This window comes from Miniimonas sp. S16 (assembly GCF_057748195.1).
Genome location: NZ_CM173242.1, coordinates 81,622 through 98,890, shown reverse-complemented (window position 1 = coordinate 98,890; position 17,269 = coordinate 81,622). Strand labels below are relative to the sequence as shown.

Annotated in this window: 17 protein-coding genes and 2 pseudogenes; 10 read left to right on the top strand and 9 right to left on the bottom strand. The window is 64.3% G+C overall.

Annotated features, from left to right (window positions below):
* Window positions 1–124: 124 nt before the first annotated feature.
* Window positions 125–304 (top strand): annotated as a pseudogene (locus AC3AQ1_RS00465) (IS3 family transposase); the annotation flags it as partial.
* Window positions 305–374: 70 nt separating this feature from the next.
* On the opposite strand, the gene AC3AQ1_RS00460 reads toward AC3AQ1_RS00465, so the two are convergent.
* Together AC3AQ1_RS00460 and AC3AQ1_RS00455 are read right to left on the bottom strand one after the other, a co-directional pair.
* Complete coding sequence (locus AC3AQ1_RS00460; RefSeq protein WP_108717376.1) at window positions 375–1,070, bottom strand: ABC transporter ATP-binding protein; 696 nt, start codon at window positions 1,068–1,070, stop codon at window positions 375–377.
* A complete protein-coding gene (locus AC3AQ1_RS00455) occupies window positions 1,067–2,137 on the bottom strand; it encodes an ABC transporter permease (RefSeq protein WP_108717375.1) in 1,071 nt (356 codons plus the stop codon). The genes AC3AQ1_RS00460 and AC3AQ1_RS00455 overlap by 4 nt, the downstream gene beginning before the upstream one ends.
* Window positions 2,138–2,300: 163 nt before the next feature.
* Between AC3AQ1_RS00455 and AC3AQ1_RS00450 the strand changes: the two genes are divergently transcribed.
* The 3 genes from AC3AQ1_RS00450 to AC3AQ1_RS00440 all read left to right on the top strand — a co-directional run bounded on the left by AC3AQ1_RS00450 (window position 2,301) and on the right by AC3AQ1_RS00440 (window position 5,895).
* Window positions 2,301–3,482 carry a sensor histidine kinase gene (locus tag AC3AQ1_RS00450; protein ID WP_108717374.1) on the top strand — a complete coding sequence of 394 codons (1,182 nt, stop codon included), beginning with the start codon at window positions 2,301–2,303 and terminating at the stop codon, window positions 3,480–3,482.
* Complete coding sequence (locus AC3AQ1_RS00445; protein ID WP_108717373.1) at window positions 3,479–4,105, top strand: response regulator; 627 nt, start codon at window positions 3,479–3,481, stop codon at window positions 4,103–4,105. The genes AC3AQ1_RS00450 and AC3AQ1_RS00445 overlap by 4 nt, the downstream gene beginning before the upstream one ends.
* Window positions 4,106–4,296: 191 nt before the next feature.
* Window positions 4,297–5,895, top strand: coding sequence for an IS1634 family transposase (locus tag AC3AQ1_RS00440; RefSeq protein ID WP_234418000.1), 1,599 nt, complete (start codon window positions 4,297–4,299; stop codon window positions 5,893–5,895).
* A 737-nt stretch (window positions 5,896–6,632) separates the two neighbouring features.
* Here AC3AQ1_RS00440 and AC3AQ1_RS00435 read toward each other — a convergent pair.
* The 4 genes from AC3AQ1_RS00435 to AC3AQ1_RS00420 form a co-directional block, all read right to left on the bottom strand.
* Complete coding sequence (locus tag AC3AQ1_RS00435) at window positions 6,633–7,268, bottom strand: TIR domain-containing protein (protein ID WP_108717372.1); 636 nt, start codon at window positions 7,266–7,268, stop codon at window positions 6,633–6,635.
* An 8-nt stretch (window positions 7,269–7,276) separates the two neighbouring features.
* Window positions 7,277–9,091, bottom strand: a complete 1,815-nt coding sequence (locus AC3AQ1_RS00430; RefSeq protein WP_108717371.1) for a tetratricopeptide repeat-containing protein — start codon at window positions 9,089–9,091, stop codon at window positions 7,277–7,279.
* Between the two features lie 189 nt (window positions 9,092–9,280).
* Window positions 9,281–9,742: a TIR domain-containing protein gene (locus AC3AQ1_RS00425; RefSeq protein WP_108717370.1), complete on the bottom strand. Its 462-nt coding sequence runs from the start codon at window positions 9,740–9,742 to the stop codon at window positions 9,281–9,283.
* Window positions 9,739–10,545: a rubredoxin-like domain-containing protein gene (locus AC3AQ1_RS00420; RefSeq protein ID WP_108717369.1), complete on the bottom strand. Its 807-nt coding sequence runs from the start codon at window positions 10,543–10,545 to the stop codon at window positions 9,739–9,741. Before AC3AQ1_RS00420 ends, AC3AQ1_RS00425 begins: the two co-directional genes overlap by 4 nt.
* Window positions 10,546–10,613: 68 nt before the next feature.
* Between AC3AQ1_RS00420 and AC3AQ1_RS00415 the strand changes: the two genes are divergently transcribed.
* Together AC3AQ1_RS00415 and AC3AQ1_RS00410 are read left to right on the top strand one after the other, a co-directional pair.
* A complete protein-coding gene (locus AC3AQ1_RS00415) occupies window positions 10,614–11,237 on the top strand; it encodes a dTMP kinase (protein ID WP_108717368.1) in 624 nt (207 codons plus the stop codon).
* Window positions 11,238–11,243: 6 nt separating this feature from the next.
* The gene (locus AC3AQ1_RS00410; RefSeq protein WP_108717367.1) at window positions 11,244–12,233 is read left to right on the top strand and encodes a thymidylate synthase; all 990 of its coding nucleotides are present in this window, start codon (window positions 11,244–11,246) and stop codon (window positions 12,231–12,233) included.
* A gap of 10 nt (window positions 12,234–12,243) precedes the next feature.
* On the opposite strand, the gene AC3AQ1_RS00405 is transcribed toward AC3AQ1_RS00410, so the two are convergent.
* Both AC3AQ1_RS00405 and AC3AQ1_RS00400 read right to left on the bottom strand, forming a co-directional pair.
* Window positions 12,244–13,245 (bottom strand): nucleotide kinase domain-containing protein, encoded by a 1,002-nt coding sequence (locus AC3AQ1_RS00405; protein ID WP_159096307.1) that lies wholly within the window; start codon window positions 13,243–13,245, stop codon window positions 12,244–12,246.
* Window positions 13,246–13,344: 99 nt separating this feature from the next.
* Window positions 13,345–13,614 (bottom strand): hypothetical protein, encoded by a 270-nt coding sequence (locus AC3AQ1_RS00400; RefSeq protein WP_370445303.1) that lies wholly within the window; start codon window positions 13,612–13,614, stop codon window positions 13,345–13,347.
* Between the two features lie 251 nt (window positions 13,615–13,865).
* On the opposite strand from AC3AQ1_RS00400, the pseudogene AC3AQ1_RS00395 reads away from it, so the two are divergent.
* Window positions 13,866–14,867: pseudogene (locus AC3AQ1_RS00395) on the top strand (DNA-processing protein DprA).
* Window positions 14,868–14,892: 25 nt separating this feature from the next.
* Here AC3AQ1_RS00395 and AC3AQ1_RS00390 read toward each other — a convergent pair.
* Window positions 14,893–15,504 (bottom strand): hypothetical protein, encoded by a 612-nt coding sequence (locus AC3AQ1_RS00390; RefSeq protein WP_199916494.1) that lies wholly within the window; start codon window positions 15,502–15,504, stop codon window positions 14,893–14,895.
* A gap of 237 nt (window positions 15,505–15,741) precedes the next feature.
* Here AC3AQ1_RS00390 and AC3AQ1_RS00385 point away from each other — a divergent pair, with 237 nt between their 5' ends.
* The 3 genes from AC3AQ1_RS00385 to AC3AQ1_RS00375 all read left to right on the top strand — a co-directional run bounded on the left by AC3AQ1_RS00385 (window position 15,742) and on the right by AC3AQ1_RS00375 (window position 17,233).
* Entirely contained in the window at window positions 15,742–15,885 is a 144-nt protein-coding gene (locus tag AC3AQ1_RS00385; protein WP_231935871.1) for a YHS domain-containing protein, read from the top strand.
* A 121-nt stretch (window positions 15,886–16,006) separates the two neighbouring features.
* Window positions 16,007–16,498, top strand: coding sequence for a DUF6153 family protein (locus tag AC3AQ1_RS00380; protein ID WP_108717364.1), 492 nt, complete (start codon window positions 16,007–16,009; stop codon window positions 16,496–16,498).
* Window positions 16,499–16,615: 117 nt separating this feature from the next.
* Entirely contained in the window at window positions 16,616–17,233 is a 618-nt protein-coding gene (locus AC3AQ1_RS00375; RefSeq protein ID WP_105185408.1) for a DUF305 domain-containing protein, read from the top strand.
* The last annotated feature ends 36 nt before the right edge of the window (window positions 17,234–17,269 follow it).

The following is a 17,269-nucleotide window of genomic DNA, read 5'->3' as shown; positions in this document are numbered from 1 at the left end:
GCCGAGAGCCAGCGCGTGCGTGAGGCCTGCGCCTCGACCTCGTGTCTTGGATCACGCCGACGGCGGCACTGCTCGCCGGCAACGCTATCGACGCCGAGGAGGCTCACACCCTGCTCGTCCTGGAGAGATCGAGACGGTCCACATCCTCAACCTCGGTGTCTACGGCGCTAGGAAGGTCCACGCGCAGGTGAACCGGGAACGGGTCAAGAGCGGTGGTGGGCCAGTGGCGCGCTGCAGCGTGCAACGCCTCATGCGGGCCGCCGGGCTGCGGGGGATGTCGCGGGAGAAGACGGTCCGCACCACCCACCCCGCCCAGGCCACCCATGAGTCCATGAAAGGGGCCCGCGAGACGACCGGCTATGGCCACCTGAGATTCATGCTGCATCAGCCACTGCCGGTACTAGGCGTCCATCGACGATTCTCACCACTGCGTGCATACGGGGAAGGTGGACGAGGTCGTGCGTGACGAGGAGCGTAGACGTGTTCAGTTCGTCGGTGAGGCGGAGGATGAGGTCGATGATGCTCGCGCCTCGTGCCTGATCGAGTGCGCTGGTGGGTTCGTCGACGAGCAGGACGCTGGGGTCGTTCATGAGCGCTCGTGCGATGTTGATGCGTTGGCGTTGTCCGCCGGAGAGCTGGTGAGGTCGCTTGTCTTTGCTGTCGGCAAGGCCGACGGATTCGAGTAGCGCTTCGGCTCGTGCGGTGGCGGTGCGGCGGTTTCGGCGGGAGTGGCTGCCGCCGAGCTCGTTCATGAGGGCCAGCTGTTCGGTGGCGGTCAGGGAGGGGATGAGGTTGGGCTGTTGGAAGACGATGCCGATCTTCTCCCGCCGAAGGCTGGTCGCTTCGGTGGGGTCGAGCTGGGTGGCGTCGATGTCGTCGATAAGGACACGGCCCGAGTCGGGGTGGATGAGGGTGGCTGCGACGGCCAGCAGGCTGGACTTGCCGGATCCGCTGGGGCCGGTGATGCCGGTGACGGTTCCGGGTCGTGCGGTGAGGGCGACGTGGTCGACCGCGGTGAGGCGGCTGTCCCCATCAGGGAACGTGAGGGTGATGTCGTCGAGGCGGATCATCGGTTGCTCCCAAGGGCGGTGAGGGGGTCTGCGGAGGTGACTGAGCGGAGCGCGAAGGCGGCTCCCGCGAGCCCGAGCGCGATCATGATCGCGCCGGGCAGGAGGGTCGTGATGGGGCTGAGCATGAACGGCAGGGCGTTGCCGACGAGGGCGCCGAGGCCTGTGACGATGGCCAGCCCTCCTCCGATGCCGACCAGCAGCACGATGAGCGCTTGTCCGAGTGCGTCGCGCACGAGCGAGGGGGTGCTTGCGCCGAGGGCCTTGAGGACGGCGATGTCGCTCTTGCGCTGCATCGTCCAGACGGTGAAGAAGGCGCCGATGACGAGGCCGGAGATGCCGAACAGCATGCCCACCATCAGCAGCAGCGAGCCGATCTCGGACCGAAAGGCGCTGAGTGCGGTGAGAGACCCGAGAATGGTCTCTGACACCGTGGCCGCCTCGGCGTCGGCGGTGTCCCAGTCGGGTGTGCCGGTGACTGCGAGGACGGTGGCGTAGGCGTCGGGCGCCCCGGTCGCGGCAGAGTACCTCTGCCAGTCAGCCAGCGTCATCTGGATGACAGGCGTGTGGCTGTACCAGCCGTCTCCGGCGATGTTCTCGACGGTGTAGGTGGTGCCGGCGATCTGGATCTGCTCACCGACCGCGACGTCCAGGTCCGCCGCTGCAGGGTTGGAGAGGGTGACGGACCCGTCCTGGGTGGGAGCGGTGGCGGCGAAGCTGGGCTGCACGCCGAACACGGCGACGGCGATCCGGTTGCCGGCTGCTTCCGCGCGGGTCTGGCTGATGCCGATCGGCTCGACCGACGTGACCCCGTCCGCAGCTGACCATGTCTCGCTCTGCTGGTGGGTGACGGTGGAGTCGGTATAGCTGGCGGCCGAGGTGCCGTCGGTGGGGGCTGAAAAGACGATGCGGTCCCCGGGGATCGCGAGGACCCCGGAGATGTTCTGGGTGGCGAGCCCGCCGGTGAGTCCGCTGAGGAACCCGACGAGGATCGTGATGAGGGCGACGACGGAGCCGATCAGGATGAAGCGGCCTCGAGCGAATCGAAGATCGCGCAGCGCGACGAACATGGAGAAGTCCTTCCGTGTCTCCGGAGCGGTGACGTGTCCACTCTCGTGCGCAGGGGCGACCCGGTCATCGGCCGGTCGAACGGCGCTGGACGGCGGAATGGTGGGTCGAGGAGTCGTACTTTCGGACGATGACCGCTAGCTACTGACGCGTAGGGTCCGATGGGTGGCCCATTCCGCGCTGACCCCTGTGTTCGCCGGGCTGCGCACGGGGTTGCACGTCCTGCTCGTCGCTCTGACGGTCCTGGTCATGGCGCGTGCCGTGTTCGAACCCACAGCCTCCAGCGTCGCGATCATCGCGTTGGCGGCCCTTCTGCTCGGCACGTACGCGCTCGGTGGTCTCATCGTCGTGACGCGTGGTACGCCGACGCTGCGGATGCTCTGGCTCGGCACGCTCACGACGGAGTGGGTGTTGCTGCTGTGGCTGGCGTCCGAGGCGGCCTACCTGGTCTTCCCACTCTTCTTCCTGTTCTTGCATCTGCTTGGCCGGGCGTGGGGATCGGTCGCGATCGCTGGGGCGACGGCGGTAGCCGTGGCAGCGCTCGGCATCCATGACGGGTGGAGCTTGGCGGGTGTCGTGGGGCCGATCGTGGGCGCGGGTGTCGCCCTGCTCATCGGACTCGGCTATCAAGCGCTCGCACGCGAAGCCGCGCAACGAGAGAAGCTCATGCAGGAGCTTCTCGCCACCCAGGGACAGCTCGCGGCGACGGAGCGCGAAGCCGGTGTCGTCGCAGAGCGGTCCCGACTCGCTCGCGAGATCCACGATACCCTCGCGCAAGGGCTGTCCAGCATCCAGATGCTGCTGCACGCCGCCGAGCGAGCGGACCCCGAGCGGCCAGGCGTCGAGCACATCCGCTTGGCGCGCGAGACGGCCGCGGCCAACCTCGCCGAGGCACGCCGGTTCATCCGAGAGCTCACCCCGCCCAACCTCGATGACGAAGGTCTCGGCGGGGCGCTGCGCCGGCTCGCAGCCTCCCAGTGGCCATCGCAAGGCCTGAAGGTCGACGTCCGCGTCTCAGACACCGTCGAGCTGCCCATGCACCTGCAAACCGCACTGCTCCGGATCGCACAAGGCGCGATCGCCAACGTGATCCAGCATGCCGATGCCAGCAGGGCGACAATCACCCTCACCGTGCATCACGATCGGCTGTCATTCGAGATCACCGACGATGGTCGCGGGTTCGAAGACCCGTCGGAGGCCGCCACACCACCTGGTCGCTCTGACTCCTTCGGCATCCGCGCGACCAGAGAGCGCGTGGAACAGCTCGGCGGAACCGTCACCATCGACTCTGCACCGGGAAGGGGCACCACGCTCATGGTCGACCTCGCGCGCGAACCCGCCTCATGATCCGCCTCGTCATCGCCGACGACCACCCCGTCGTGCGAGCAGGACTGCGCGCAGTCTTCAGCCTGGAGGAGGACATCGAGGTCGTCGCCGAAGCGGCAACGCCCGACGAAGCAGCAGAGGCGGCCGAACGGGAGAACCCCGACATGGTGCTGATGGACCTCCAGTTCGGAGCTGCCGCAACGTCAACTGGTGCCGATGCGACGCGTCGCATCCGAGCGCTGGACGCGCCCCCATACGTCCTCGTGCTCACCAACTACGACTCTGACGCCGACATCCTCGGAGCTGTCGAGGCAGGCGCGAGCGGCTACCTCCTCAAGGACGCGCCGCCCCACGAGCTCATCGCTGCCGTTCGAGCCGCCGCAGTAGGCGAGAGCGCCCTCGCACCCGTCATCGCCTCACGGCTGATGAGCAGAATGCGGGCACCGCGGGTCAGCCTCAGCAGCCGCGAGATCGAGGTGCTCGAGCGCGTCGCCGCTGGGCAATCCAACACCGACGTCGCCACCAGCCTCTTCGTCAGCGAGACCACCGTGAAGTCGCATCTCGCCCACATCTACTCAAAACTCGGAGTCGCATCGCGCACAGCAGCCGTGGCCGCCGCCCGCCGCACGGGCATCCTGCGCTGACTATGGACCCACCGGAGGTCTGAAGCGCCTCGTTTCCGAGGTCAGGAGCCTCCAACAGACCCAGGGCGCTCACACCCGACTTCGCCCAGTGTGGTTGGCTGAGTCGGGTTGTAGGGCTGTGACCTGCGGGTTCGTGTGCTGGGTGTTGTCGGGGACGGCACTAAGTATTCGGCGGGTAGCGTCGTGGGGTGGTGTCGCGGCGGATCCGGGAGGTGCGCACGGCCTCGGGTGCGGTCGCCGTTCAGGTGGTCACGTCGCGCGGGGACGTGGTCGTGGAGATCGAGCACGTCGGCTCGGCGCACACCGATGCGGAGCTGGAGCTGTTGTGGTCCGTGGCCCGCGAACGCCTCCACCCCGGGCAGCAGGCGTTCGACCTGGGTGAGGTGCCGCGCGTGGCGGCACGGGTGGACCGGATCGCTGACTGGACGAGCTCTGGCAAGTCCGAGCGGTCGGCGACGGGTGAGCGGGGCAGGCCCCGTCATCACGCCGGTGATGCTCATACGGTCGCCACCACCGCGCAGGTGTTGTGGGACGCCCTGGGCTGGGTCTACACGCATCTCGGGTTCGACCAGGTCGCCGACGAGGCGTTCCGGGTGATGGTCCTGGCCCGGTTGATCGAGCCGACGAGCAAGGCCGACACGATCCGCGTCGTGAGGTCGCTGGGGGTGAAGCCGCCCGGGCTGAACACGCTCTACCGATCGTTGAAGCGCTGTCAGGCGCGTGACTACCGCGACCGGCTCGCGAAGGCGTGTCTGGCGTACTCCGCGCGCACCAGTGGGCGGGCGTGCCTGGTCTTGTACGACGTGACGACCCTGCACTTCGAGAACGAGCACGAGGACGAGCTGCGCAAGGTCGGGATGAGCAAGGAGCACCGCGTCGACCCGCAGATCCAGGTCGGGCTCCTGGTCGACCCGGCCGGCTTCCCCCTCGAGGTCCACCTGTTCGAGGGGAACAAGTCCGAGACCACCACGATCGTGCCCGTCCTCCAAGCGTTCCAGGCCCGCCACGGCGTCACGGACATGGTCGTCGTGGCCGACGCGGGGATGCTGTCGGCGGGGAACCTGAACGCCCTCGAGGACGCCGGGTTCTCCTTCATCGTCGGCTCCCGCCTGACGAAGGCGCCCTACGACCTGGCCGAGCACTTCGAACGCAAGGGCGACTACTTCACCGACGGGCAGATCCTGGAGTCGGTGCGGACCATGGGCACCGGGCGGCACGCCCGGGCGCGGCGGATCGTCTACCAGTGGTCGTTCAAGCGGAGCAAGCGTGATGACCGCACGATCAACGCGCAGATCGCGAAGGCCGAACGCGTCGCCGAAGGCACCGCCCCTCTGAAGCGGACCCGGTTCCTGAAGGTCACCGGTGCGACCAAGACCCTGGACGAGGCCACGATCGCCCGGGCCCGTCAGCTCGCCGGCCTGAAGGGGTACGTCACGAACCTGCCCCTCGAGACCATGACCAGCGCCGCGGTGATCACCGCGTATCACGACCTGTGGCAGGTCGAGGCCTCGTTCCGGATGACGAAGAACGACCTACGAGCCCGGCCCGTGTTCCACCACCAACGCGAGGCGATCGAAGCGCACCTGACCATCGTTTTCGCCGCCCTCGCCATGACGCGCTACCTCACCCGCGCGACCGGCCAATCCCTCAAGACGATCGTGAACCAGCTCCGCGAGACCCGCACCTCAATCATCGAGATCAACGGCGCCACCACCACAATCCCACCCAAGCTCACCCCCCAGACCACAGACCTGCTCGCCGCCATCCACGGCACTAAGCCCACTGGGTGAAGTCAGGTCACACTGCCCGGTCCGGCTCCAGGAGCTGGCCGACCACGACAAGGCCCAGCTCGTCGAGACGGCAGAACGTCGTCACATCAGGGGTCGCGGGGGTGGCGTCAAGCACGTCGAGGTCTTCCTGGATGGCGGCGAGAGAACTTCCATCCTGGGTAGACCTCGACCGCTACCCGGCCACCGACGCGCCGCCCGCTCCTCGCGCCGCCTGGCCGCTGGCCACACCTCAATGGGGAAGAGCCCATTTTGGACCTCATCTGTGATGAGCCCCTTTGCGCGCTTTCAGCAGGCGCTCCGCTCTCCAGGCCGGGCCACCGCTGGGATTCGCGATGCGGGTGCTGCGGCAGTCGTCGAGGCAACGCAAAGCCCCGACACCGTGTGGGTGTCGGGCCCTCGCATGAACTTGCGGTGAGTTCAGCGGTGACCTTGGTCCTATTCGGACCGATCTCACCGCCTCGGTGACCTCGTCTTCGCTGGTAAACCAACGGATTTGGTCGGGCTGACAGGATTTGAACCTGCGACCCCTTGACCCCCAGGCGTCCAAACGGCTCCGACGAGGCCAGATTCCGCATGATTCTGGGCGTCAGACCATGCAGAGCACGTCACGAGATGCATGGTTTGCATGATTCTGGTCCCCTTCTGGTCCCCTTGAATGAGGGCTCCGGACAGCTCCGCCTTGGCGTCAGCACACAGTCTCTGCCAGGAGACACCTACGCTCGGGCGCGCCTCGACCTTCACTGCGGTTCGCATGACGAGTTCCGCTCGCGCAATTTGCCACCGACATTGAGCAGGGACGAACGAGAGGTCCGCCCGTCGAAGGCGTGCTGAATCCAGGTCCGAAGGGAACTCTGGCTCGCGGGTGGTACGTAATAGTTCGCGTACCCCGTCTCGTTCTTCGGCGCAAGGTTGGCGGACAGTCGCGCGGGGAGGCTGGGGCTGGACCCGGCGACGGACGGCAGCTGAACTGCTAGCAGGCCGTTCGGAGTAGGGTCAGAGCGGAGGCTCGTGTATATTTCCCAGTCCACAAACTTTCGGGCCCAGGTGCATTCACCAATCGCTACGAGCGTTACGGTCGAGTCTCGCAGGTATTTGGTCTTAATCGTCTGACGAATGTACGCGACGTTCGTCGAATCTATGATGTCGGAGCCATCTTCTTCCATACCGATAGCGCGCGGTATGAAGACATCCGTATTCTCCTCAATAAACTGGAGGACCTCCACCGCGTCTACCGCGTGGTAGCTGACAAACACTTTGTGGCGACCAGGAGACGAGGCGGTTTTCCGATCTCCCTCCGCAACACTCTGGTACTGCCGTGTTATTGCAGCCAGTTCCCGCAGGGCGCTCTGAGTGCGCGAGCTGTACGTGACCATAGTTTCTCCTAACGCGCCTGTTCTATCACTGCTCTGAGTCGTTCGATCACGTCCTGTGGGTCGCCATACCTAGCTAAGAAGCCCAGCTGGTACTTGGTGGATCGGACCTGATCGGCGTTGCCATGCCGAGCCGCCTCTGCGTACTGTTCCGCAGCCTCATCAACCGAATCACTGTTCTCAAGACACTCATGCAGCGCGAGTTCAGCACGTGTTGCGAGCGCCCAATAGTTGGTGGGCTCGTCCGCGATCGCAAGCCTGTTGAGGAAACGGGAAACGGTCAGGACCTCGTTGAACTCCTCACGGAAGGGGTCGTCCCTTTCCCGTCCGCTGAGGCGGAGTGCCATAAGCAAGTTGACTCCGGTGTAGTAGCTGGGATCGCTTTCGAATCCTGCACGATACTTCTCTGCCATCTCACGGAAAAGGCTGGCCGCGACGGCTGGATCTCCGCTGTCGAGCCGATTCTCCAGCTCTCGTTTGATCAGCCCTCCCCAGCTGCCGTATGTTTCGGAGTCCGCGTAGCCTGCGCTCTCGGCATCTTCAAGGTACTGACGAGCCGTCCGCCAGAGTTCCTGCCGGACAACAGGGTCCTGCGCATCCTCCCCTAGACGCCGATAGACCATAACGCTCTCTTGAAGCCAGATCCGATGCAGCGGATCATCAAGATTTGGTTGAGCGACTTCTAGAAGTGCTCGCGCATCCTCGTAGGCTTCCTCCGCGTGCAGGCCGATAGCGAGTTCAATCCGAAGGCTACGTCGCAGCGCTTCGTGAACGTCGGCCGTAGAGCCTACCCAGCGGGCAGCGGCGTTCATCTCGTCGGCGTCAGATGACTTGACCGCCACACTGACCCGGTTGCGCGCCTCGTTCTCAGCGGTAAGCGCGTCGGTGACCTCTGACAACTGGGAGTAGGGCCTCTTCACTGTAGCCAAGTCAAACCAGCTATGCGCCGGGCTATCGACTTCAACCTCACTCGTTACTCGCTCGACGACAGGCCGCAACGCTCGTATCGCATCCTCGGCTTGCCTATCCGAGACTGCCTGGCCCCGGGTGAATGAATGAATCCGAATCATGTTGATATCGAAGGGTGGCGCGTGGCGCGCATGCCCCTCAATGTGCGGATTAACAAGAACTGTGGCTCGGTCTGCGAATATGTGTCTGACACCGAGTTCGTATGCAACATTAAAGTTCGTTGTCGTGAGGTCGACTAAAGCAAGATCGGAGTTAGCTAAGGCCGCCAGCATTCCCGAGTGTATGATGCCGCTGTCTGTCTCCAGGTCTGCCCTGTTCCAGCTAATATCAGCGTCTTCAAGTAATGGACGATAGATCTTGTGGAAGGCTGGATCGCAGTCCACCTTCTTACCGGTTCGAACATCCTTTTTCACTCCGTAAGGCATGACGATGAACGCCGAGACTTGATCATGAATAGGGGCTAGGTCGAGTGAAAAGTGACCCCTCTCCTCGGCCTGGAGGACCAGATTGTCGGTGACTGTTGGGACCCCCGGGTCGGGCGCCGGACGGATGGTGATGACCCAGACGCGTTCGTCCGTTCCTTCGACCAGTGCGCGCGCGTCGTCGAGCATCGTGAGGTTGTGTTCATTGAAAGCCTCCGCGGTCTCTTCGACGGGGCGATCTCCTTCAACTAGGTCGACAGCCGTGTTACCGACTACTCGGTCGAAATGCGTGAGCCAGCGTTCACCTCTTGGTTCGACGCTGGTTCTCCTAAAGTCTTCTTTCGCGAAGGGTAGGACGATCCGCAGCGGAATACCTTCCGAGAGCGCGGCACGGGCAAAGAGAATATCCGAGCCGGACGCGAGTGCTCCAACCATGCGACTTGGCTGAAGTGATTGTAGGAGTCCTTTGAGTCGAATCAGGAGGTCGTTCTCGGAGGTCTCCGGCAACCGAGGTGACGCTCGCCCGGCTTCGTCGGCTTGCACTCCGGCGTACAGAATGATCACTTAACCACCTCGAATAGTGAGCGCTTAGCTATGCGCAGTCCAGAAGCCATCGATTCGATTTCATCGCCCACAGGTGGTGGGCGTGTTCATGGGCATTCTCATGCCGCGGGAAGTGGCGGCGATCGCTCGCTCGATGGCATCGTCAAACTGATTGACATCGGCCGGCTTGTTCCAGTCGAGAATCTCCGCGCCGTACTCCGTCAACCCTTCGGGGACTGGGGCGTCGGGATCGATGCGGACACCAATGATGCCCTTTCCCTGTTCCTTGCTCCACTGGATCTCTTTCGCGACCCAGTCACTTTGAGAGGTCTCCTTCCCGATGAGCACGATCGTCGCCGATGACCCTTTGATCCGTTCCTTGATCTTTCGACTGATGTAGTCAGTGTCCTGGCTCTTCACGGGATCGAGCAGGTGCCGCCCCGTGAAGTCAACGTTGACGTTTTTGTTGTATGTCATCAGGTTCAAGCCACGGGCTTTCATCTGATCGGCATGCTGGTAACTGATAAAGACTCGACGTGTCATGAGCCCTCCTCGGCCGGAGCGAGCGTTGCCATCTGCTTGCACAACGGACACTTCTTCAGCAGCGCGCCGCTCTTAATGACATATCCGCACTCTCGGCATCGCCACTTGCGGTTCTTGGAGCTGTTGGGCACCTTCGAAAGCTCAGCGTCCGTCTGGTAGTAGTCGGGAGCGTCCGCCCAGCTAAATCCGTCCTCCCGCCCCCACGAGGGATATGCGTAGCCCGATCGAGCACGTGCGAACGTCTCGACGCGCGCGACTTCGCCGAGGTAATCGCCCGTGCGGTCGGGGCGGTCGTCGCAGATGCTGCGAAGCGCTGCCACCGTCTCAACGTCGATCGGCTTCATCGTGCGGAACTGCGTGGAACAGATGGCTGCGAGTGGCTCATCCAGATCGCTCGCAAGGATGGGGTCGATGAAGTGCATCTTGTCGGCAGCGAGGGCATAGTCACGGTTCACCGATCCCTGGGTACCTTCCGTGTACCAGCCAACGTGGTAGTACCCGGAGATCACCCTCCCCTGGTGCGGTTTGCGTGTCGTAAGGAAGAAAATGGTGGCCGCGCCATCTAGAACGATCCGGTTTCGCATGGACGGCTCGCAGGTGGAGAACAGGCCGTATGTTCCGGTCTCGATGTTTGGGTCGCTCTTGTTGTCCGCAGGTCGGGTGATCTCGCGGACTGGCCATCGCGCGAGGGGCTCGGAGAAGTAGACGGACAGGTAGCCGCGGCCAGCATCGGGGAGCTCGCGCCACGGGTCGCCAAGGCGACGCGCCGCTGCGCCTCCCTCGTGATCCCGGTTCTGTCGCATAGCTTGATGCTAGGGGTGACCTCTGACACATCCCGGGAGCCACGCTGGGCGAAGCGAAGGAGCTAGTGATGGCCAAGACTGATCTCACCATCCGCCGCGGTGCGGTCATCGTGTTCGAGGGCCTCGACCAGACCGGCAAGTCGACACAGTTGAACCGCCTCCGAGGCTCGGTCGACGCGGAGTCCACAGTGTTCGCTCACATGCCAACCGGCTTCACTAAGTTCACCGAACGGGTGTACAGAGCACTGGAGGGCGAGGTCCCTGACGAGAAGCCCGCGTCGGGCCTCGCCCAGCAACTAGCGCACCTCGCGTGCCACGCGGAGTCGGTGCCTGATCTCAAGCGAGCTGCGGAGACGCGATCTCTGATTCTGGATCGTTGGTGGTGGTCCACCCTCGCTTACGGCTGGTACGGCGGATCAGTGAAGCAGTCAGGATTCCCTGAGTCGAGCTTCAAGGAACTCATCGACACAATCTGGTCGCCAATCACGCCGTCTATCGTGTTCGTTTTCCTCGAACCCCACCACCTCGACCCAAACAACGCTCCGGGTGTGCAGGACGGCTATCGAGCGCTCTTGAAGGAACATGCCGAGTCCGCGGTTGTTGTCCCGATAGCGAACGAAGAAGAGACACACTCGTTCGTGACTAAGACGCTTCTGGATCGCGGACTTGCTGCCCGAGTCGAGAATCGATGAGCCACGGTGGCTGTCTATCGAAATGTGGAGCAGGCGTTCTTAGCCGAGTTGCATGCCGTTGTTGACTTTGGAGACCCTGTTGAGGTCCGCGGAGAGCGGACCCGGGAGTTGCGGGCGCGACTTATCGAGCTGTCTGATATTCGGTCTCGCTACGTTATGCTCCCCCACCGAAACAACAATGTTTTTGCCTCGATAGCGGAGAGTATGTGGGTGATCGCGGGCCGAAACGACTTAAGCTTCCTCAGCGCTTATCTAGAGCGCGCGGTCGACTTCTCGGACGACGGCCTTACATGGCGCGCTGGGTACGGTCCGCGGCTCCGGAATTGGAACGGCGTGGATCAACTTGCCGAGATCGTGAAGATTCTCCGGGAAGAACCACTCTCACGCCGTGCCGTCGCCAGCATTTACGATCCGGATCGCGACTTCGTCGAGAGTCGAGATATCCCTTGCAACAATTGGCTTCACTTCCTCATGAGGGATGGGCGTCTCAACCTCCACGTTGCCGCCCGCAGCACCGACATATGGTGGGGATTCTCGGGCATCAACGCCTTCGAGTGGACATTACTGCTTGAAGTGATGGCGCGGTGGCTCCGATGCGCGCCTGGGCGACTGGTTTTCTTTAGCTCTTCCCTACATCTCTACGAGCGCCACTTCGACAGGGCTTCGCGTCTCTTAGCCAGTCAACCGAACCGGGCGACGTCCGGCGAGGCGGAGCAGCCGCAGTTTGATACAGACTGGGAGGACGCGCCCGCCGTGTGGGACGAGTGGATGCGTCTGGAGGTCGGCATCCGCTCTGGCCAAGACCTCTCGACGCTCGACTGCAACCTCACCGACCCGCTCCTGCTCGCCTACATTCGAATGATTGATCTATATTGGTCCGCGCAAAGGGGAGTCGAATCCGGGGTCCTAGACGAGAAGCTAGCCGCACTTGGGGACGGCAGACTTGCTGCCGCCGCGCGCGAGTATCTTGAACGGCCTCAACAGTTGCAGCACTGAGCCCGACGGCCTAAATTACTGACGCGAGCGTGGTCGAACGGCCCGACACCCGCTGGTTGATGCCCCACTTTGGCGGAAAGAATGGCGTTGCCGGAGGGCCTTGAGGTACGAACTGCTGCTTGATTCTGTTACGGCTTCCGACTCCGCGCACATTGGGGTGCATCACTCGCGCGTACTTATCGGTTTCGCAAAACAGATTCTGGCAGTCGATGAGTGTCAAAGCCCTGCCGAACAGGTCGTCAAACTCGATGCCTTGCTCTTCGAACTGTGCCTCTTGCGTGTCGACCATCCAGCGGATGATGTCTTCCGGAGAAACGCCATTGAGCTGCGGAAAGCACTTCGCGATTCCACTGCGTGCGCCCGGCCCCGGCACGACATAGTCGTTCTCATCAAAGTCGATCATCGAGGTGTAGTTGAGGTCGATCGCCAGCTGATAAGAGAGGAAGGGACCGAGTGAAGGAAAAGCCGAAATTGTCTCAAAGACCTCGCGAAGAGACTTAGCACGCTCGATTTGCGCGGCTACCCCGGAACCCATCATGTGCTCGGCCAACAACAGATGGTTGCGGTGCTTCCGAACCGCGCCGAACGGCGGTGGTGGAACGATGTACGCCGCAGAGTAAACTCTTTCGCCGCTAGCAATTCTTGCGTCAAGAACCTTGCTGTAGGCATCGACATCGAAAGTCGATGTTGTGATCTGGCCGAATCTTGATTCCAGCGCGTCCCATGTCGATGGCTTGTTGAAGAAGCGAAATAGCAGAACGCGCAAGATGAGGTTTTCCGGGTACTGTGGACCGTCGTAGGCGATGCGTATCAGATCTTGTGACACGCGGTCGGCGGCGCGGTAGGCATTAGTGAAGCGATACTTCGACAGGACTGCGTCATCGGTCCACGGGCCAGGTTCGCCACGTAACCTCGCGTGATACACGTGCTGCCGTTCGGCCGCGAAGTGCCAGTAGGACGAAAGCACCTCTGAAACGCCGACGTCGCGCCGACCAACTCTCACGCGCCGCATCAGGCCCTCCTGTCGGTGCTTACCTCCGGCTCCCATGTGTGTCTAGGTTGTCACGAGGGGGCCGGCAATGCCCGGAGACGCGCCACCGTCGCTCGTGGTTCAGGCATGCGTTCTCCGCGCGCGAGCGGTTCGACCGGCCATGAGTAGGAGGCTGACTGGTCCGATCCAGAGGAACTTGAAGGCGTTCCAGACGAACAGCAGGACCAGCAGGTGGAGCCAGCCGGGGCCACCGTCGTTGATGATCGTGGTGCAGATCGCCGCGGCGTAGAAGTAGACCACCGCCAGGAGCATCGCGAGGGTGCCCCACTTGAGGCCGCGTCTGGTGCGGACGACGTTGAGCAGCAGGTTGGTGGGGGCATAGCGGAGCACGCCGTAGCCTCGCGCGCTGAGTGCCATAGATGAGCGGAGCATTGCGGGCCTCTTTCGTCGTCATAGCGCGACGGTGTTCCGTCGTGGAGGCGGCTATGAACCGAGTGCCCGCGAGGGGCCGTCCCGAAGGACCCGCGTAGTTTGCTGAACCTGCCTCTCTACGGAGTTTACGACTGTCTTGTGACAGAGGGAACCTCTCGGCAGATGGGCGTGTACCTCGTCGGTGACCTTGGAGCGAGAGGACACCGATCATGGCGACGTTGGCGGAGCAGGTGCAGGGTGAGCGGATGGCGCGGGTCGCGTTGTCGATGATCGCGGAACCGAACGACCCGACCACGGGGTACGTCCTCGCCCGTTATGGCGGGGTCGAGACGCTGCGGCTGATCGAGTCCGACGATGAGGTGCCTGGCCTGGCGCGCGCCGACTTGTTGATGTGGTGCGAACGACTGACGGCGCATGTCATGCCCGGCCTGCTGGATCAGGTAGCTCAGGCGGAGCGTCACGGGTTCGGCACGCTCATCCCGGCGGACAAGGAATGGCCCGCCGGCCTGAACGACTTGGGCGAGCGTGCGCCGTACCTGCTGTGGACGCGCGGCGCGGCCTCGTTCTTGACGACGCCGCTGAGTGATCGGGCCACGATCACGGGCGCTCGCGCCGCGACTGCCTATGGTGAGCAGGTCGCGGGCGAGCTGGCGACGGGTCTGGTGGATGAGGAACGGGTCGTCGTCTCCGGTGGTGCCTCCGGGATCGAAGGTGCCGCGCACAAGAGCGTGCTCGCTGCGAGCGGTCAGACGATCGCGGTGCTGGCCGGCGGGTTGGACCGCCCCTAGCCTGCCGGGCACAGCGAACTGCTGAGTCGCATTGGGGATGTCGGGCTGTTGGTGAGCGAGCTGCCGCCGGGCGCCGCACCGACCAGGCATAGGTTCCTGGCTCGCAACCGCCTGCTGGCGGCGCTCTCGGGTGTGACCGTGATCCCCGAGGCCAGTCCCCGGTCCGGGTCGATGACCACTGTGCTCGCCGCACGCGAACTCGGCCGGGGCGTGGGCGCGGTGCCCGGTCCGGTGACCAGCGTCACGAGTGCCGGGCCGAACAAACTCATCAAGCAAGGCTTCGCCTCCCTCGTCACTCAGCCCAGTGACGTGATCGGGCTGCTCGACGGCGATAGGAACTCAGGGCGGGCCGTGACACGGCCCGCCGGACGCGAGTTCGGGCACGGACACCCGTCACAGGGCACGCCCGGACGCTCTCTCTGACTGCCAGTCTCGCGGCGGCCGTCGTTCACAAACTCGGCGCGGGGCGAGCCGCGGCGCTCTGTCGCGCGGGCTCGGTCGTCGTGCCCTCGATGGTGGCGGCTTGGGCGCGGTTCAGGGCGGCGCGGGCGCGGATGGCGTCGATCTTCTGGCTGGTGCTCTCCGGCGGCGCCCCGAGCGGGGTGCGGTCGTCGGTGATGCCGTAGCGGTCGCGGTAGGCGGCGACGATGCGGGCAACGCGCCACCATGCCGCCTTCTGCTTCTCGCCCCTCGGTGCCGTGCCGAGGTCGGCCGTCCACGGTTCCTCATCGGTGAGAGCGCCACGGAGCACGGCGTCGACGCGGGCCTCGATCAGCTCGCGGCGCTCGTCCAGTGCTTGCCGCATGTCGTCTGCCATCTGCCCGCCGGCGTGCGGGATCAGGCCGACGATCAGTCTCGGGGGCTTGCGGGTGCGGCCTGATCCGGCGGGCCGAGCGGTGGCGCGCGCGACGCGGGCGTGGAGGACGGAGGCGATGTCGTCGGCGTCGTCCAGGCTCCGCGCGGCGACCAGCCGCGGGAGAAGCGCGTTGAGGTCGTGGTGGTTGGCTTCGGCGTGACGTAGCTCGGCCGACAGCGCGCCGTAGGCGTCGGAGGCGAGCACGTCTTCGATCTGCCCGGGGGTGAACCCGGTGGCTTGCAGGAGGGTGGCCCAGCGGTCGTGCTGGGCGGCTTGGGCGATGGTGTCGGAGTGTCAGTAGGGGACCAGAGGGCGGCGGCATCGCTAGAGAGGATGTGGAGGATGTCGAGCCACGATCATCATCACGGTGGGCACGAGGCGCCGTCTCATGCTCATCATCACCCGGCGCCGGACGCGGAGAACTTGGTGCACTGTCCGGTGATGCCGAACAATTTCGTGGACCCCGAGCAGGCTGAGCAACAGGGCCTGTACCGGGACTACGAGGGCAAGCGGTACTGGTTCTGCTGCGCTGAGTGCGGCCCGTTGTGGGATGCCGACCCGGCGCGGTACGCGCACGCCGCCTGACGGGCTGGGGTGTCGCTGCCACGGCGTTCAGGTGGCGTCGTGGCGCGATGCTCTACCGTAGTGAATAGGGATCGTGGGTGCTGGCAGCGTCAGGGACTCGGAGGTTGAAGGGAGGACGGCGATGGGTGCTCTTCGCTCGGTGATGACCGGCGGGTCGCCTCGTCGTCGTGGCCTGCTCCTGTTTGGCCTGCTGATGATGGTGATCGCTGGGCTGTTCGCGATGCACGTTCTGAGCATGTCCGGCCCGCAGGGGCATACCTCCCCGACCCTGACGATCGAGACCGACCACGCCGCCGCGGAGACGCTGCCGGACGGCGGCATGTCGGCCGATGTGGCAGATGAGATGGCCGGTGCCAGCATGAGCGATGCTGCCGCGGCCGGTGAGACGCACTGTGGTGATGGGTGCGGGGAACCGGCGCCGAGCCATTCGATGCTGATGATGGGGTGTGTGATCGCGCTCCTGATCGGCATGGTCCTCCTGATCGCCCCCGGCCTGTGGGGTCGCGGGTGGCTGACGCGGTTGCTTGCTGTTCGGGCGCTGCCGCTGCTGGGCGCGGTGCTGCCACGCCCGCGACCGCCTTCTCTCATCGTTCTTTCGATCAGTCGCACCTGAGTTGCGCTGCGGCGTCCCACGGACCATCGGGTCCGCGTGATGCCTGTCTGTCATGCCCCGGCCGGGGTGTGGATGGACCGCGACTCTTCATTCGACTGACGAAAGGACAACTTCATCATGCGTATGCGCATGCTTGCGCTGGCTTCGACCGCGCTCATCACGACTCTGGTGCTCGCCGGGTGCGGGCAGAACAACGACCCCGGCATGTCCGGGATGGATCACGGCTCGTCAAGCTCCAGCCCCTCCTCGTCGGAGGCCAGTGCGGACTTCAATGCTGCGGACGAGATGTTCGTGACGATGATGATCCCGCACCATCAGCAGGCCATCGAGATGGCCGATCTGATCCTCGGCAAGGACGGGATCGATGAGCGGGTGGTGACACTGGCTCAGCAGATCAAGGACGCCCAGGGGCCCGAGATCGAGACCATGCAGGGCTGGCTGCAGGAGTGGGGTCTGCCTTCGCCCGACCCGTCCGCGGGCGGCATGGAGGGCATGGACCACGGCGACGGCATGATGTCCGAGGAAGACATGGCCGCGTTGGAGTCCGCGACCGGTGTCGAGGCGACCCGGCTGTTCCTGCAGGGCATGATCGAGCACCACAACGGCGCGATCATGATGGCCGAGACCGAGCTGTCCAACGGACAGAACCCGGATGCGCTGGAGCTGGCGCAGCAGGTCATCGACGGCCAGAGCGCCGAGGTCACGACGATGCAAGAGATTCTGGACAGCCTCTAGCCGTCCTCGGCAGGTGCGGCGTGGGAGCCCGACCAC

What these genes read in the sequence shown, in the direction of transcription:
- AC3AQ1_RS00455 (WP_108717375.1), bottom strand. Translation starts at nt 2,137, where the DNA reads ATGTTCGTCGCGCTGCGCGATCTTCGATTCGCTCGAGGCCGCTTCATC.
- AC3AQ1_RS00445 (WP_108717373.1), top strand. Translation starts at nt 3,479, where the DNA reads ATGATCCGCCTCGTCATCGCCGACGACCACCCCGTCGTGCGAGCAGGA.
- AC3AQ1_RS00405 (WP_159096307.1), bottom strand. Translation starts at nt 13,245, where the DNA reads ATGCGGCGCGTGAGAGTTGGTCGGCGCGACGTCGGCGTTTCAGAGGTG.
- AC3AQ1_RS00425 (WP_108717370.1), bottom strand. Translation starts at nt 9,742, where the DNA reads ATGACACGTCGAGTCTTTATCAGTTACCAGCATGCCGATCAGATGAAA.
- AC3AQ1_RS00420 (WP_108717369.1), bottom strand. Translation starts at nt 10,545, where the DNA reads ATGCGACAGAACCGGGATCACGAGGGAGGCGCAGCGGCGCGTCGCCTT.
- AC3AQ1_RS00375 (WP_105185408.1), top strand. Translation starts at nt 16,616, where the DNA reads ATGCGTATGCGCATGCTTGCGCTGGCTTCGACCGCGCTCATCACGACT.
- AC3AQ1_RS00415 (WP_108717368.1), top strand. Translation starts at nt 10,614, where the DNA reads ATGGCCAAGACTGATCTCACCATCCGCCGCGGTGCGGTCATCGTGTTC.
- AC3AQ1_RS00380 (WP_108717364.1), top strand. Translation starts at nt 16,007, where the DNA reads ATGGGTGCTCTTCGCTCGGTGATGACCGGCGGGTCGCCTCGTCGTCGT.
- AC3AQ1_RS00435 (WP_108717372.1), bottom strand. Translation starts at nt 7,268, where the DNA reads ATGGTCACGTACAGCTCGCGCACTCAGAGCGCCCTGCGGGAACTGGCT.
- AC3AQ1_RS00460 (WP_108717376.1), bottom strand. Translation starts at nt 1,070, where the DNA reads ATGATCCGCCTCGACGACATCACCCTCACGTTCCCTGATGGGGACAGC.
- AC3AQ1_RS00385 (WP_231935871.1), top strand. Translation starts at nt 15,742, where the DNA reads ATGCCGAACAATTTCGTGGACCCCGAGCAGGCTGAGCAACAGGGCCTG.
- AC3AQ1_RS00430 (WP_108717371.1), bottom strand. Translation starts at nt 9,091, where the DNA reads ATGGTTGGAGCACTCGCGTCCGGCTCGGATATTCTCTTTGCCCGTGCC.